At 38.3% G+C, this 16865-nt stretch carries 15 protein-coding genes; 13 read left to right on the top strand and 2 right to left on the bottom strand.

Annotation, left to right across the window (positions count from 1 at the left end):
- Positions 1-11: 11 nt before the first annotated feature.
- From PSF28_RS09445 to PSF28_RS09400, 10 genes are all read left to right on the top strand, one after another.
- Positions 12-362, top strand: a complete 351-nt coding sequence (locus PSF28_RS09445; protein WP_004908515.1) for a cupin domain-containing protein — start codon at positions 12-14, stop codon at positions 360-362.
- Between the two features lie 13 nt (positions 363-375).
- Entirely contained in the window at positions 376-1146 is a 771-nt protein-coding gene (locus tag PSF28_RS09440; protein ID WP_210840231.1) for a class I SAM-dependent methyltransferase, read from the top strand.
- A 223-nt stretch (positions 1147-1369) separates the two neighbouring features.
- Positions 1370-3571 (top strand): TonB-dependent siderophore receptor, encoded by a 2202-nt coding sequence (locus PSF28_RS09435; RefSeq protein WP_272684973.1) that lies wholly within the window; start codon positions 1370-1372, stop codon positions 3569-3571.
- A 78-nt stretch (positions 3572-3649) separates the two neighbouring features.
- Entirely contained in the window at positions 3650-4750 is a 1101-nt protein-coding gene (locus tag PSF28_RS09430) for an ABC transporter substrate-binding protein (RefSeq protein ID WP_210840060.1), read from the top strand.
- A gap of 284 nt (positions 4751-5034) precedes the next feature.
- On the top strand, positions 5035-5694 hold the full coding sequence (locus tag PSF28_RS09425) for a helix-turn-helix transcriptional regulator (protein WP_210840061.1): 660 nt from the start codon (positions 5035-5037) through the stop codon (positions 5692-5694).
- Positions 5695-5705: 11 nt separating this feature from the next.
- A complete protein-coding gene (locus PSF28_RS09420) occupies positions 5706-6773 on the top strand; it encodes an alanine racemase (RefSeq protein ID WP_210840062.1) in 1068 nt (355 codons plus the stop codon).
- Between the two features lie 15 nt (positions 6774-6788).
- Positions 6789-7949: a M20 family metallopeptidase gene (locus PSF28_RS09415; protein WP_210840063.1), complete on the top strand. Its 1161-nt coding sequence runs from the start codon at positions 6789-6791 to the stop codon at positions 7947-7949.
- Between the two features lie 9 nt (positions 7950-7958).
- The gene (locus PSF28_RS09410; RefSeq protein ID WP_210840064.1) at positions 7959-8420 is read left to right on the top strand and encodes a RidA family protein; all 462 of its coding nucleotides are present in this window, start codon (positions 7959-7961) and stop codon (positions 8418-8420) included.
- Between the two features lie 92 nt (positions 8421-8512).
- Entirely contained in the window at positions 8513-9808 is a 1296-nt protein-coding gene (locus PSF28_RS09405) for an MFS transporter (protein ID WP_210840065.1), read from the top strand.
- A 235-nt stretch (positions 9809-10043) separates the two neighbouring features.
- On the top strand, positions 10044-10343 hold the full coding sequence (locus tag PSF28_RS09400) for an HdeA/HdeB family chaperone (protein WP_210840066.1): 300 nt from the start codon (positions 10044-10046) through the stop codon (positions 10341-10343).
- A gap of 111 nt (positions 10344-10454) precedes the next feature.
- On the opposite strand, the gene PSF28_RS09395 is transcribed toward PSF28_RS09400, so the two are convergent.
- Complete coding sequence (locus tag PSF28_RS09395) at positions 10455-11354, bottom strand: LysR family transcriptional regulator (protein WP_210840067.1); 900 nt, start codon at positions 11352-11354, stop codon at positions 10455-10457.
- Positions 11355-11453: 99 nt separating this feature from the next.
- On the opposite strand from PSF28_RS09395, the gene PSF28_RS09390 reads away from it, so the two are divergent.
- From PSF28_RS09390 to PSF28_RS09380, 3 genes are all read left to right on the top strand, one after another.
- Positions 11454-12785 carry an MFS transporter gene (locus PSF28_RS09390; RefSeq protein ID WP_272684972.1) on the top strand — a complete coding sequence of 444 codons (1332 nt, stop codon included), beginning with the start codon at positions 11454-11456 and terminating at the stop codon, positions 12783-12785.
- A complete protein-coding gene (locus tag PSF28_RS09385) occupies positions 12786-13184 on the top strand; it encodes a hypothetical protein (protein WP_272664288.1) in 399 nt (132 codons plus the stop codon).
- A 148-nt stretch (positions 13185-13332) separates the two neighbouring features.
- The gene (locus PSF28_RS09380) at positions 13333-14793 is read left to right on the top strand and encodes an MFS transporter (protein ID WP_272684971.1); all 1461 of its coding nucleotides are present in this window, start codon (positions 13333-13335) and stop codon (positions 14791-14793) included.
- Between the two features lie 69 nt (positions 14794-14862).
- Here PSF28_RS09380 and rpoD read toward each other — a convergent pair whose 3' ends face one another.
- Entirely contained in the window at positions 14863-16791 is a 1929-nt protein-coding gene (rpoD, locus tag PSF28_RS09375) for an RNA polymerase sigma factor RpoD (protein WP_272664329.1), read from the bottom strand.
- Positions 16792-16865: the final 74 nt, after the last annotated feature.

The following is a 16865-nucleotide window of genomic DNA, read 5'->3' as shown; positions in this document are numbered from 1 at the left end:
GAATATAAACGATGAGCAATAACACAATAACACCCGCAGAAGCGCTGATTATCAACCAGTTAATTAATTATACCGAACAAGGTATTGCAAGCCGTGTATTAGCGAAAAATGGTGGGGGGAATATCACCTTATTTGCTTTTGATAAAGGCCAAGCGCTCTCTGAACACAGCGCCCCTTTTGACGCCATTGTGATGGTTGTTGAAGGGAGTTTACAACTCACCATCGAAGGTAAGCCAGTGACGGCTAAACCTGGGGAAATTGTCAGAATGCCGGCTAATATCCCTCATGCGGTAGATGCACTTGAACCCGCAAAAATGCTGTTAGTTATGTTACGTGAGCCAGAAATGGCTTGTACACACTAACTTGGAGGTGTAAATGGACCAATCATTTACTGCCCATGAAGCAGGGCACAAATTTCTAGCACGTTTAGGGAAAAAACGCTTACGCCCAGGGGGGAAAGAAGCAACCGAGTGGTTACTTAGCCAATCAGGGTTACATAAGAACAGCCAAGTTCTTGAAGTGGCGTGTAATATGGGAACCACCGCCATTGAAATCGCCTCTCAATTTCATTGCCATATTACGGGTATTGATATGGACAAGCAGGCGCTCGCCCAAGCACAAAAAAACGTTGCGAATAAAGGGTTAACAGATTTAGTGACTATTCAAATGGCAGATGCATCAAAATTACCGTTTGAGGACAACAGTTTTGATGTGGTCATTAATGAAGCCATGCTAACCATGTACGGCGATAAAGCGAAAGCAAAGCTATTGCAGGAGTATTATCGAGTACTAAAGCCAGGTGGCTGTTTATTAACTCATGATATTGCATTTAAGGATGCCCAAGCTGTGCAAAATGTGGTTTCTCAAATGCAACAAGCGATTAATGTCAAAGCGCAACCATTACCGGAAACACAGTGGGTGGAATTATTTCAACAAGCGGGTTTCCAGCAAGTGGTATCCCATACTGGCCCAATGACACTGTTATCGCCAAAAGGGTTAATTTACGATGAGGGTGTATTCGGTACGCTAAAGATTATCCGTAATGCATTGAAGAAAGAAAACCGGCCTCAATTTTTGCGTATGTTCCACCATTTTCGGCAAAATCGTGGGAAATTGAATTATATTGCAGTCGTTAGCGTGAAGTAATCTATAGGAAGATCTTACGCAAGGATGCGTGATTATGTATTTTTATGTTGAATAACCTTATATTTTATATTGCTAATAATAATAATTCTTATATTTATCTTGATTCTTAGTTACTGTTAATAATAATTATTTGATAAAATAATAAACAGTAATTTAATCAAGAATTGTGATTTATTTTTTAGATTCAATAACAGCAATTTTAATAAAAAAAAGGTTTAATTTAATGAAAATAAAGTATTTTTTTATTATCTCTCCTTGCTTTCTCCCTTTAGTTTCTCCCTCTGTATTTGCTGTGGATAAAAAAGAAGAATCCATAACCGTATCCGCTACACGTGGTTATAAAACCGTTTCAGAAATGGCGCAAACCACATGGGTGATTGATAATGCTGAAATTGAACAGCAAGCTGAAGGTGGAAAAGAGTTAAAAGATATTTTAGCGCAGCTTATTCCAGGAATGAGTGTCAGTGGTCAAGGGCGGACAAACTATGGCATGAATATGCGTGGCCGTTCAATGATTGTGATGGTGGACGGGGTACGCCTTAACTCTTCTCGTAGTGATAGTCGCCAATTAGATTCCATCGATCCTTTTAATATCAATCATATCGAAGTTATTTCAGGTGCAACGGCGATGTACGGCGGTGGTAGTAGTGGTGGTTTGATTAATATCGTGACGAAAAAAGGCCAAGAAGAAAAACAGGTTTCTCTGCAATTAGGTGGAAAAACAGGCTTTAACAATGGTAAAGATCACGATGAAAATGTTGCCGCAGCAGTAAGTGGTGGTAATGAGAACGCTCACGGACGAGTGTCTGTTGCTTATCAACGCTATGGCGGTTGGTATGATGGCAAAGGTAATGCGATTAATATTGATAATACCCAAACAGGGCTGCAATTTTCTGATCGCCTAGATGTGATGGCATCAGGTACTATCAAAATCGATGAAAAACAACAGGTTCAAGCAGTATATCAGCATTATAAAAGTGAGTCGGATGGCAAACACGGGCTCTATTTAGGAAAAGATTTCTCCGCGGTTAAAGGGCTAGGTGAAGCTTATAACAGCAGTAAATTAAGCTCTGACCGTTTACCTGGAACTGAGCGCAATTTGCTCAATTTACAATACTCAAATGCAGATGTATTCGGGCAAGATTTTGTTGCACAAGTTTATTATCGTGATGAATCACAAAAGTTTTATCCCTTTCCAACCCTGACTGGCAAGGATGTTACAAGTATCAGCTCATCGGATCAAAAAACCAATTTTTATGGAACCAAGCTGACATTCAATAGCCAACCCATTGATGAATTAACGTTAACTTATGGTGTGGATGCAGAGCATGAGCAATTTCGTGCTAACCAAATGTTTTTTGATTTAGATAAAGCGAAAGAATCAGGGGGAATGGATTTAACTAAAGCTTTCCAAATCGGCCGCTATCCAAGTTATACCACCACCAATATGGCGACATTTTTACAAAGTAGTTATGACATTACGCCGATGTTCACGTTAAGCGGTGGTGTGCGTTACCAATATACTGAAAATAAAGTGGATGATTTTATTGGTTATGCGCAGCAAGAAGCGATTGCTAATGGTAAAGGTAAATCAGCGGATGCAGTACCGGGTGGGAAAACGGATTACAACAACTTACTGTTTAATGCAGGGTTGCTGGTTAACCTAACCGAAGAGCAACAAACATGGTTTAATTTCTCTCAAGGCTTTGAAATCCCTGATATTGCTAAGTATTACGGAACGGGTGACTATGCGAAGACCCCAGATGCCAACGGCCACTACCATCTCAATAAAAGTGTTAACATTAATGATACCAAAGTAAAAGGAATTAAGGTTAACTCGTTTGAGTTAGGATGGCGTTACACAGGGGAAAACCTGCGCACACAAGTTGCCACCTATTATTCGTTGTCTGATAGAAGTTATGGCATTAATAAAGATGATATGACCATCTATATGAAAACCGATAAACGCCGTATCTATGGGGTTGAAGGCGCGGTGGATTACTTCTTTGCTGACTCAGATTGGAGTGTAGGAAGTAATTTCAATCTGCAAAAATCAGAAACTAAAGTTGATGGTAGCTGGGAAAAATGGAGCGTTGACTTCGCGAGCCCGTCAAAAGTGAATGCTTATATTGGTTGGGAACCGAATGATTGGGCACTACGCTTACAAAGCCAACAAACATTCAATTTAACGGATGCGGCGAGTAAGAAACTTGATGGCTATAATACTGTTGATTTATTAGGAAGTTATATGCTGCCAGTGGGTAAAGTCAGCTTTGCAGTTGAAAACCTACTAGATAAAGATTACTCCACAATTTGGGGACAGCGGGCACAAAGTTTATATAGTCCGAAATACGGAGCTGCCAACCTGTACGATTATAAAGGTCGAGGCCGAACTTTTGCTCTTAATTATAGTGTGACATTTTAATTAATTGAAAATAAGTCACTATGTATTAGTGACTTATTTCTAGCAGATTATTAGCAATAAAAAGTAATGAGATATTCCATGAAATCATTTCTTATAGGGTTATTGTGCTTGCTTAGTTTTTGGGCACAGGCAAAAACATCAACGGTGATCACTGACTTACAAGGTCGTGAAGTTACCGTTAATCTTCCTGTCGAAAAATTATTTTTGGTAGATAGTCGTGATATTTTGCCAGTGGATATTGCTGCTGGTAAAGCGGGGATATCACGCATTGTGGGTTGGAGTGATTCGCTTACGCAATACGCACCAGATTTAAAACAAGCTTATTTCAGTGTATTGCCTGAATTAGGCAAAATTCCAACGTTAAAGAAAACACGCGAAGCCGGTCTCCAAGTTGAAAAGTTGATCGAGTTAATGCCTGATGTGGTAGTTATGCATAAGGCTAATTATGGTGCGATGCGTGATAGCCAAATTTTACCGCAACTCGAAGCCGCAGGTATCCAAGTCATTTTTATTGATTTTCGAATGGATATTGCGAAAAACACGCCGAAAAGCATTTTATTATTAGGTGAATTATTCGGAACACAAGAAAGAGCGGGACAGTTTGCAACGCTGTACCAAGAGAAATTAGATACCATTGAAAGCCAATTAGCTCAGCCATTTCCAACTGTTCTGATTGAAGCGAATGCAGGGTTATTTGCGGATAATTGCTGTCAGCTTTATGGGCGTTCAGGTTATGGTGTTTTAGCATCCTTGGCAGGTGGAAATAACCTTGTTGCAGATAGCTTTCCTGCAAAAGGGGCTGAAAGCTCCATTGAGAATATTATTACATTAAACCCAGAATTTTATTTACTGACTGGCGCCGATTGGCACAATTTTAATCGGCGCTCGCTTGCAGTAAGCTTAGGATATAATGCAAATAAAGCTAATGTTCAGAAGCAGTTATCAGTATTAATGGATAGGCAAGGGATTTCATCATTAACGGCAGTTAAAGAAAAACGGGTTATGGCGATTTACCATAATTTCTACAACAATCCGATGAACATATTTGCCATTGAAGCGATGGCTAAATTTATGCATCCAGAGCGATTTAGTACATTAAATCCAGAACAAAACTTAATTGACTTTCAAAAGCAGTTTACAGAAATCCGAGAAACAGGGGTGTTCTGGGTGAATTTATAAAAATAGGGTCGCTAACTTTTTGTTGGTAATAGAAACTAACAAAAAGTTAGGCTGTCAGTTTATCTCCATATAGCTTTCCATTCATTAATAAACTCTCTGAAATCCCTTGTTCTATCTTATCTCCCAGTTTTTTTATAAACTGGGATTATTGCTATGTTAGTTATAGCAGCTAAAAAATTGTTAGCTAGAATCAAGATATAGATCACAAATTGCTCAAATCTTGATTGAGTCTCCATTATGATCTAACTAATATTTAGTTAGGCTTAAAATAAGTTTGGTAGAAAATGAAAATTATCCAAGACAACTTTGAAATGTTATTGGCAGTTATGAAAGGGATTGCGGGCCAATTTGGCGACACTTGTGAAGTGGTATTACATGACCATAGTAAAGGGCTAGAAAGCAGTATTGTTGCAATTATTAATGGTCATGTAACGAAACGAAAGGTGGGAGACCCAAGTAGTAATTTAGGGCTTGAGGTATTGCGCGGCACTGATGTTGATGGCGACAAATACAATTATTTTACCCAAACCAAAGATGGGAAAATGTTGCGTTCAACTTCAATTTATTTACGTGATGAAACTGGCAAAGTTTCTGGGGCACTTTGTATTAATCAAGATATTTCAGAATTTATTGCTGCAGAAAAAGCTATTCAAGGCATTACACAGCGCAATAGCATTGAGCAAGATACGGTTAAGGAAGTTTTTGTTACGGACGTTAATGAAATTTTAGATCACCTTATTCAAGAATGTATGCAGGTTATTAAAGTCCCCGTCATCAATATGGGCAAAAAAGATAAAATGGATGCAATTAAATTCTTTGATGATAGAGGTGCTTTCTTAATCAAAAAAGCAGGTGAGAAAATCTGTGAATTTTTAAATATTTCCAAATATACCCTTTATACCTATTTAGCGGAATTAAAAGGGGAAGAAAATAATGAAGAATAAGAGAGGTTTTTATGCCAATAACGCCTTACGTTGCTTTAGATTTACAGCAACTTGAAAAAAATGTCAGAGGCATGACAGGCAAGCTAACACAGCAAGGTATTGAACACTGGCCACATATAAAAACACATAAATCAGTAGAATTAGCAAAATTTGAGATTGCCTGTGGCGCAAAAGGAATTACGTGTGCCACATTGCAAGAAGCGGCAGTTATGGCAAAAGGCGGAATTGGTCATATTCTGCTTGCTTACCCAATGATTGGTGAACAAAAGTGTCAGCAATTTATTGAATTAGCTAAAAAAATTAAATTAAGAACGATTATTGATAGCCTACAAGGAGCTGAACAATTATCAGCAGCGGCAAAGCAAGAGAGCCAAATTATTGAGGTCTATATTGCTGTTGATTATGGTGCTCACCGGGAAGGAATTCAATTAGATGATTTAGAGCCATTTGCACTGGCAATACAAAAATTACCTAATCTGAAAATTATTGGTGTGTTTACTTATGCTGGAACAATATACCAATACCGTACAGAGCCTGAAATACGTAAAGCGGCAAAAGCAGAAGCAGAGCTTTTATTATCTTGCCAAAAACGGTTAGAAAAATTGGGTATCGAAGCGCCTCGGACATCTGGCGGCTCAACATTATCTTCATTCTATGCTGATGAATTAAAAGGGATTACAGAGTCACGGGCTGGGAACTTTATTTTTGGCGATATGAATGCTATCTATGGTGGTATTTATACTCCTGAAGATTGCGCTTTAACAATAAGAACAACTGTTGTAAGTATTCCTATTGAGGGGTATGCAACAGTAGATGCAGGGACCAAAACATTAACTTCTGATCAATCCGCAGAACCAGGGTTTGGTTATATAGTGGAAGACCCAAATATAAAACTAGTTAAATTAAATGAAGAGCATGGCTATCTTCGCTATGACCCAAAAAAAATTAAATTAAATATTGGTGATGTATTAAATATTATACCGAATCACAGTTGTGTTATTCCTAATTTAACAAACAAGATATATGCATTAAATAATAATGAAATAGACCATATTATTATACCAGACGCACGATATTAAATATCGGAGAATAAAATGTATAAATTAAATGAACAGCAACAATATGAGTTGCTAGAGCTTCTTTGTGCCTTAATTTGGCATAAATCTGAAAACCCACCAGGGGAAGAACAACAAGTTGCTGAATTTATATATCACTACTTTAAACAAGAAAATATTGATGTTGAAATGCAAGAGGTTGCTCCTGGACGCCCAAATATTATTGCCTATTTAAAAGGTTCAGGAAAAGGTAAACATTTATTATTTAACGGTCATATAGATGTTGTGCCTTGTGGTTGTGGTTGGAGTACCGAGCCATTCGACCCAGTGATTAAAGATGGCAAAGTTTTTGGGCGAGGAGCCGCAGATATGAAGTCTGGTGTTGCTGCAATGATGTATGCGGCAACATTATTAAAGCGTAATAAAGATGCATTTTCAGGTAATTTAACATTAGTATTTAATGTGGATGAAGAGAGAATTAATCTTGGCATGCTGCATTACATTAAAGATGGAATTTCTGCAGATTATGCCATTATTGGTGAGCCAACGTCTCTTGGTGTTTGCATCGCACATAAAGGCGTTAGCCGTTATAACTTAAGTACTAAAGGCACCGCGGGTCATGCAGCAAAAACTCGTTATCCTGATAGTGCCATTTCTAAGATGGCCAAAATACTACCAGCGATAGAGCAACACCGCACTTCTGTTGAGGAAATTAGTCACCCACTATTAGGAAATGCTTCAATGATTATTACCACCATAAATGGTGGTACAGCTCCGAATATCGTTCCACAGCATTGTGATATTGAAATAGATAGAAGACTCGTTCCAGGGGAAGAAAGGCAAGAAATAGAGGCGAGATTGCATCAAGCTATTGCGCAATATAATAAAGGTGAAGAGATAGATTATCACTTAGATAATTACTTATTTATTCCTGCTTCAGATATCCCTGCGGATCATGAGCTAACTAAAGTTGCATTAGATACAGTGAGCCGTTTTACAGAAAAACCAGCGCTACCAGAAATATTTGAAGCGACATGTGAGGCGCCTTTTTTCTCGGTTACTAGTGAGATTCCTACACTTATTATGGGGCCAGGGGGATTAGCTCAAGCTCATGTTAAAGATGAGTTTGTTGAAATAAAAGAATTATACCTTGCTGCGGAAATTTATTATGACATGGCTAATATCTTGCTCAATAAATAGGAAAATTGAATGAATATTGAAAAAAAATTAGAAGATAAAGGGATTAAACTTGCCACACCAGGGGCACCAAAATTTTCATATGTATCCATTAAGCAGTATGGGGATTTATTATATACATCAGGCCATGATTGCCAAAAAGATGGCATCTTAATTTATAGTGGTACATTAGGTAAAGAATTAACAGTCGAGCAAGGTCAAGAAGCAGCAAAGCAATGTATTGTTAATATATTTTCTTCATTGAAAGCGTATTTAGGAGATTTAGATAGAATTGATGAATGTATAAAATTATTAGGTTTTGTGCAAAGTACTGATGATTTTAAAAACCAGCCACAAGTCATGAATGGAGCTTCAGATTTTTTAATTGAAATACTCGGTGATAAAGGTAAGCATGCACGTTCAGCAATAGGTACGAATACATTACCTTTTGATACGCCAGTGGAAATAGAATTAATATTAAAGCTAAAGTCGTAAATAATAGATAAAAAATAAAGATTATTAATAAAATAAATCTGCGGAGTAATTTTATTCCGCGGGATCCTGTTACGTCTTAAAGGTACTTAATTATGTCACTACATGCGAGTAAAAGGCTAAAGCGCTGGCAGCTTATTGCGCTTACATTTTTGTTGATAGCAGGTATCATTAATTTTTTAGATAGAGCATCACTCTCTATTGCTAACTCTACAATAAGTAAAGAATTAGGATTTAGTGCAACTCAAATGGGATTACTGTTATCGGTATTTTCATTTGGCTATGCGTTATGCCAACTACCTATAGGTATGGTAATGGAACGCTTTGGGGTTAAAAAGATCTATGGCTTCGGTTTGTTCTTATGGTCGTTAGCTCAAACCGTGACAGGGCTATTATCTTCATTTACCCATTTAATTATTGCACGGGTTATTTTAGGTATTGGTGAAGCACCGCATTTACCGACAGGCGTTAAAGTCGTTAATGATTGGTATAATATCCGTGAGCGTGGTCTGCCAATGGGGATTGTAAATATGTCCTCTACGCTAGCTCAAGCATTAGCTCCACCTTTGCTCATTGCATTAATGTTAGCTTTTGGCTGGCGTACAATGTTTATTATTATCGGTATTAGTGGGATTATTCTGTCTATACTTTGGTTTATTTTCTATCGTAATCGTGAACAATTAGAATTAACAGATGATGAATTAAACTATTTAAATGACGGTGCTCCACCATCTTCAACGAATAAAGTTTCTTTCAAAGAATGGGCATCATTATTTAAACAACGTTCTTTGTGGGGAATGATCATTGGGTTTAATGGTGTGGGTTATATGGTTTGGCTATACCTAACATGGTTGCCTGCTTATCTTGAAAACTCCCGAGGCTTAAGTCTAGAAAAAACCGGCTGGGTTGCAGCAATACCCTTTTTATTTGGTGCGCTGGGAATGCTGGTAAATGGTGTTGTTGCAGACTATGTGGTGAAACGTGGTGCAGACAAAATGAAAAGCCGTAAGTGGATGATCTGCTTAGGCTTGTTGTTTGCTGCGATGTTTACATTGCCTGCCGCTTATACTGACAGTACCTTTTCAGCCGTTGCGTGTATTAGTATGGCACTATTTTCTATTCACTTTGCGGGGACTTCTGCTTGGGGATTGATTTTAGTTTCAGTGCCTTCTCGCTTAATCACTTCTGTAAGTGGTATTCAAAATTTCGGTGGTTTTATTGGAGGGTCGTTTGCTCCGATTATTACCGGTATTATTATTGACCAAACACATTCATTTACCTTAGCGCTTGTGGTTTGTGCAACTGTCGCATTCCTAGCATCATTGGTTTATTTCTTCTTTGTTAATGAACCAATTAGAGACCCTGCAGAGATGGAGGCAAAAACAGTCTAAATTAAATATTCATGGCCACTTTGTATCAGTGGCTTTTTTATAAAAAAACAAATCGTATATTGATAGTCTAATTAAGTAATTATTCATAGTTAGTTGTTTTTATTATTTATTATTCGAATTTTTGTCTCAGTATAAATTTAATCATCAAAATTAGAATATGTAAGTTCCATAAATAATATGCTAATAATATTCCGGTACATGATTCTGTATTTTTAATTTTTCAAAGGAGTTCAAAATGAGAAAGGTTATTATATCTAGCGTATTACTTGCTGTATCTACAATTTCATTTAACTCAATGGCAGCAGACAAAAATACGGTTACACCTGAAAATATGACTTGCCAGCAATTTATTAATTTAGACCCTCAGAGCTGGGCACCTATTGCGTTATGGGTAACAAATCAAGAAACACAATTTAAAGGTGGAGATTATGTTGCGCTGACAGAGCAAAGTATTGCCGAAGCCCCTCAGATTGTTGAGTTTTGTAAGAAAAAGCCGGAAGGCACTCTACAAGATTATTTAGCATCTAAGAAATAAAGCAAACTATTATGCCATGGAGGGCATAATAGCCATTTCCGACTAGGAAAATGGCTATTATACTGTGGTAGGTTAGAAACTCTATTTTAGAAACATTGAACCGACCTATCTTTATTTTTTTACCGCTAATTTATCGGTTAAGAAATCGATAAATGCACGTGTCTTAGCCGGTAAAACAAAAGTATTTGGGTAAAGTAATTGAATATTTTGTTTCGGCAAACGGTATTCAGGTAATACATGAACTAAGCGTTCATACCGCAAGTCATCATCAACCATCCAAGCTGGGCATATTGCAATACCTAATGAGGCTAACACCATATGGTGAATAACGGCGGCAGAATTAGACTCATATTGGTTTTTAATTAAAGGTAAGTAATATTTTTCATTTTTTGAATTCTGTAAAAAATATTGAGGATCTTGCCAGTTTAATAGCGCATGGTTAATCCATGGAACATTTGCTAAATCAGTGAGTTGTTTGATTGGGTGTTTTTTTAGAAATTCAGAGGTAGCGACTAAGTAAATCTCATATTCACCCAGTTTTTTCATTTTATGGGATGAATTTTTTAAATTACCTAACCGAACGGATAAATCGAGTTTCTCTGTGATGAGATCATCTAAGGATGAGTTAAATGAGTACTGTAACCTTAGCTTAGGATAAAGGCGGCAAAATTCAGGAAGTAGTGGCAAAATAAAACGTTGGCCAAATTCACTTGTTGATGAAAAACGCAGCAAACCTACAATATTAGTTCCTAAATTTTGGCTTTTTTCGAAGGCTTCATCTATTTGACTTTGAATACGTTTAAAGTCGTCATAAAAATGTTTTCCCACCTCTGTTAATGCAATATTTCGCGTATTTCGTGTTAGCAAGCTTACATTAAGCTGAGCTTCTAATTGTTTGATATCGACACTCACCATAGAACGGCTTAGCCCTAAAATATCTGCGGCTTTAGTGAATGAGCCCGAATCAACAACTTGTAGAAAACTGATAATCTTTTTGAGATTTTTTTGCATAATAACAATGATTGTTCTTTTTTATTAAACAATCATGTTACCTCCCTTGTATCGACAAAGAAAGGACTAAAACTTATTCTTTGCCACCGGAGGAAGTCCATGACTTATCGATACAAAATTGCCACAGTATTTTTACTTGGTTTCTTTATTGATTGTATTAACATTTTTATGTCAGCGATAGCGTTACCTGACATTGCATCGTCATTCTCAGCAAGTCAATCTCAAGTTGCATGGGTTGCCAATGCCTATATTTTAGGTTTAGTTTTGGTGATGCCAATCAGCTTATGGCTAGCAGGTAGGTTAGGTAACCAAAAATTACTGTGTTATTCCATGCTACTTTTTTCTGTTGCTGCTTGGTTCAGTGGGAGTAGTGATTCAATTTATAGCTTAATTTTTTGGCGCTTTATCCAAGGGGCTGCAGGAGGGTTATTAATTCCGGTAGGTCAGGCATTAGTTTTCGCATTATTTCCCAATAATGATCGCCAACGTATATCAACATTAATTATGACTGTAGCATTAATTGCTCCCGCATTTTCGCCTGCAATTGGCGGTCTAATTATTGATTCTTTATCTTGGCATTGGGTTTTTTATTCTAATTTGCCTTTCTCATTACTAACGGCCGCACTAGCCTTATTATGGATAAAAAATGATGAGAAAAAAATAAGAGAAAAACCAGATATTTTGGGGTTAATAATGGTGAGTTTAAGTTTGTTAAGCCTATTATTATCATTCTCTTTTTATAATGATTATCACAATTTATTATTGGCTTTGGTGAGCTTTTTTACTTCAGCCCTCGTATTTATTGTTTATCTTAAATACGCTAAAAAATGTCGAGAACCTATTTTAAATTTTCAGTTATTAAAGAACGCCAATCTACGCAACGCTTTTATTGTTTACTATGCTGTTCCCGGTATTTTTACGGGGGTTAATTTACTCAATATTTTTAATCTACAAGAAAATATGGGGTTCAGTGCGGCACAAACCGGGCTATTTATGGTGCTATATGCATTGGGGGCAGTAATATCAATGCTAACCGGTGGGCGCCTTTATTTGCAGATAGGAAAAAAACGATTATTTATTATTGGTATTACACTGCATAGTTTTGGTATTTTTCTGCTTTATTGGGTTTCATCTTCAAACCAGCTCAGTTTATTGATAATCGCTTATTTATTGATGGGAATGGGGGGAGGATTGAGCGCCAATACCGCACAAATTAGCTCGTTAATGGATTTCAAAGACAAAGATTTACTTCAAGGTAGCGTATTGTGGAATATTAATCGACAAGTGGCATTTAGTGTTGGCGCAGTCGTATTTATTTCTATATTTAGCTTAACGACTTTCTCTAGTGATTTATTACGCTATCAATACACCTTCCTTATTGCATCAATACTCGGGTTGCTTGCATTAATTTCAGTGATCAAGGAAAAATAAATGAGTGAAACAATGAAAAAAGCGCTGCAAAGCGTAGTGGATTTACATGTTTTAATTGAAGATGTTTTTACGGGACGAAATGACGATAAAAGCCTATCTCTTTTATTAAGCAGTTTTGATGACAACTTCAAAATGGTCACAATACAAGGTCATTGCATTGGTTTAAATGACGTCATCAAGTTATTTAGCCAGAATGTAGGAGCTCGAAAAGCCCTTACAATAGAGTGTGTTAATCTGATGCCATTACGCGAAGACAATGGTTATTGCTGGGTTCAATACCAAGAAAAACAGTTGGTTGTAGGGGGGGAAACGCTAAGAACGTCAGTTGCCTGTATTAGAGTAGAAGCGGAAAAATGCGAGTGGGTTTACTTACATGAAACTCCAGTAATGCAAAACTAGATATTGTAGTGGTGATAAAACAGCGTGATGACTGTTTTATCACCGACAAAAATACATAATTTAATAGATGATATTTATCCTCATTTTCATTGACCGTCGGTCGGTCGAGTATTATCATATTGCTATGATCGATGATGAGGCATAAAAAATGAGACGGCTTTTTTTGATTCTAGCGGTTTGCTTGGGTACCTTTATGGCAACGTTAGATATCAGTATTGTAAATGTTGCACTACCTGCTATTGGGCGTGACCTCAAGGCGAATATGTCAATGCTACAATGGATTATTGACGCCTATGCGTTATGTCTGTCAGCGTTGATCCTATCTGTTGGTCCGATAAGCGACCGTTATGGGCGTAAAAAAATTTGGTTAACAGGAATTGTTATTTTTACTCTAGGATCTGCAATTTGTGCATTTTCTACTTCGCCACATATGTTGATAGCGGGGCGGGTTATCCAAGGGATCGCTGCTGCTGCCTTAATACCTGGGGCTCTTTCTATTATTACGCAAGCTTTCTCTAATGATATCGAGCGCATCAGAATTATTGGTATTTGGTCAGCGGTGAGCGCACTTTCCTTAATTATTGGCCCTATTTTAGGGGGGGTTTTAGTCGATAGCTTCAATTGGACAACGATATTCTTAATTAATATCCCGATTGGATTACTAACATTGCTGCTAGGCTGGTTAGGTATACAAGAAAGTGCGGATCCAGATAAAGCCGCATTAGATCCAATGGGACAAGTTTTAAGTATCATTGCGTTAGGTGGGTTAACCTTTGCTTTAATCGAAGCTGGAGAACACGGCTGGGGTAGTTACCTAACATTGAGTGGGTTAGTCATTGCGATTATTGCATGCATAGGGTTTATTTGGGTTGAACTTCACGTAACTCGACCACTATTACCGCTTTTTTTATTCAGAAAAAATCCTTTTTTCTTTCAATATAATATGGCGTCTTTTGCTTTAGGTTTTGCAACTTACAGTAATGTATTCTTCATTGCACTATTTTTGCAAAAAGGCCAAGGGTGGGGGGCATTTGAAGCAGGGATCCGCATGGCTCCTGAGTTTATTGCCATGGCTATTTTTTCATTTTCTTTTGGTAAACTGTCTCGCCGTTTAAGCGTGCGAAACCTCATGATTTTGGGCTTTATTTTAATTGCACTGGCTTCATTATTATTAACCCGTGTGAATGCTGAAACACCTTATATTCCTATTGCGATAACCTTATTTATTTTGGGAGCCGGAATGGGGATGTCTACTCCAGCAATTGGGGCACTCGTTATGGCGAGTGTTGATAAGGCTTACTCTGGCATTGCTTCTGCGGTCATGAATGCATTGAGGCAAACAGGTATGACTCTTGGCATTGCTCTTTTAGGGACATTGATGACACATCGCGCTGTAGAGCGGCTATTACAGGACGACAAGCTGGCCACGATGTTGTCGGCACAGGAAATCGAACGTTTGATTCAAACTTCCTCGGTGATGCCATCTAACTTTATTGAGCAAGTCACACGGTCCGCTTTTGTTTCTGGTTTTAATCTGGCGATGTTAGGTGGTGCGATAGCAATAATGATGACGTTATGCCTAATGGCAAGGCATAAATCAGAAAATTAGTGAATATTAAATTAGCGGGCATAAAAAAACACCTGCCAAAGCAGGTGTTTTTAGATATAAATGAATCAATTATTCGTCAAGGAAGCTGCGTAGCACTTCTGAGCGGCTTGGGTGACGTAATTTACGCAGTGCTTTCGCTTCAATCTGACGGATACGTTCACGGGTAACATCAAACTGTTTACCAACTTCCTCAAGGGTGTGGTCAGTATTCATGTCGATACCAAAACGCATACGTAGCACTTTCGCTTCACGAGCGGTTAAACCCGCTAATACTTCGTGAGTTGCAGAGCGTAAGCTTTCTGAAGTTGCAGAATCTAAAGGCAACTCTAAAGTCGTATCTTCAATGAAATCGCCTAAATGTGAATCTTCATCATCACCAATAGGGGTTTCCATTGAAATCGGTTCTTTAGCAATTTTCAGTACTTTACGGATTTTATCTTCCGGCATCAGCATGCGTTCAGCTAGTTCTTCTGGCGATGGCTCACGGCCCATTTCTTGCAGCATTTGGCGAGAGATACGGTTCAGCTTGTTGATAGTTTCAATCATGTGAACCGGAATACGAATAGTACGTGCTTGGTCGGCGATTGAGCGAGTGATAGCCTGACGGATCCACCAAGTTGCATAAGTTGAGAACTTATAGCCACGGCGATATTCAAACTTATCAACGGCTTTCATCAGACCGATGTTACCTTCTTGAATCAGGTCAAGGAACTGCAAGCCACGGTTGGTATATTTCTTAGCGATAGAAATTACCAGACGTAAGTTTGCTTCAACCATCTCTTTTTTCGCACGACGAGCTTTCGCTTCACCAATAGACATACGACGGTTGATATCTTTAACCTGCTCAATTGTCAGGCCAGTTTCTTCTTCAATTTGACGCAGTCTTTGTAGGCAACGCAGAATTTCTTCTTCAACTTCAAGTAATTTTTCTGACCAAGGCTTGTTCATTGCTTTTGCAGCAGTTAACCAAGTCTCGCTGGTTTCATTACCGCTGAATAACGTGATGAAGTTTTTCTTCGGCATTTTGCACTGCTCAACACACAATTTCATGATGGTACGCTCTTGCAAGCGAACTCTATCCATCATTTCACGCATGTTGTTGACCAGATAGTCAAACTGTTTAGGGACTAAACGGAACTCTTTGAACACTTCTGAAAGTTGTTCAATTGCCGCAGCTGTTTTTGCATCACTGCGACCATATTGTTTAATATGTTGACGTGTTTTCTCGTACTGCTCACGAAGATCAGAGAATTTCTGGCGCGCTAATTCAGGATCGATGCTGTTATCGTCCTCTTCTTCTTCCTCTTCCTCATCTTCTTCGTCATCATCTTTATCAAGCTCTTCTTGTGGTAATTCAGAGCCGACGTGAGTTGCAGTTGGTGCGAGATCTTCTTCTGCGTTGGGATCAACGAAACCAGTGATTAAATCAGATAAACGGCTTTCACCTGCTTCAACACGGTCATATTGTTCCAGAAGATAGGTAATCGCTTCAGGGTATTCAGCGACAGAACACTGAACCTGATTGATACCATCTTCGATACGTTTAGCTATGTCGATTTCACCTTCACGGGTGAGAAGTTCGACGGTTCCCATTTCACGCATATACATGCGGACAGGGTCGGTTGTACGGCCGATTTCACTTTCAACACTGGACAGCACTTGTGCAGCGGCTTCTGCTGCATCTTCATCAGTATCGGAAGTATTTTCAGCCAAAATTAAATCATCGGCATCAGGTGCTTCTTCCATGACCTGGATGCCCATGTCATTAATCATCTGAATGATATCTTCGATTTGATCTGAATCGACGATATCTTCCGGCAGATGGTCGTTGACCTCAGCATAGGTTAAGTAACCTTGCTCTTTACCCTTGGTTACGAGTAGCTTAAGCTGCGACTGCGGGTTTTGCTCCATAAGACGGTATCCACACTTCTGAGTATTTAGATTGGTGTCGGTCGGCGAAACATTCGGCCAACAAGAACATACAAAGGGAACATTTATTATTTGCTACGCCCTTTATTTTTCGTAGCATTTTACAGGCATCTGCCTTGTGTTTATCGGCACTTAAGCCGTTT

The sequence above is a fragment of the Providencia sp. PROV130 genome (genome assembly GCF_028482225.1).
GTDB lineage: Bacteria > Pseudomonadota > Gammaproteobacteria > Enterobacterales > Enterobacteriaceae > Providencia > Providencia rettgeri.
This window is presented reverse-complemented; position numbering and strand designations above follow the sequence as displayed.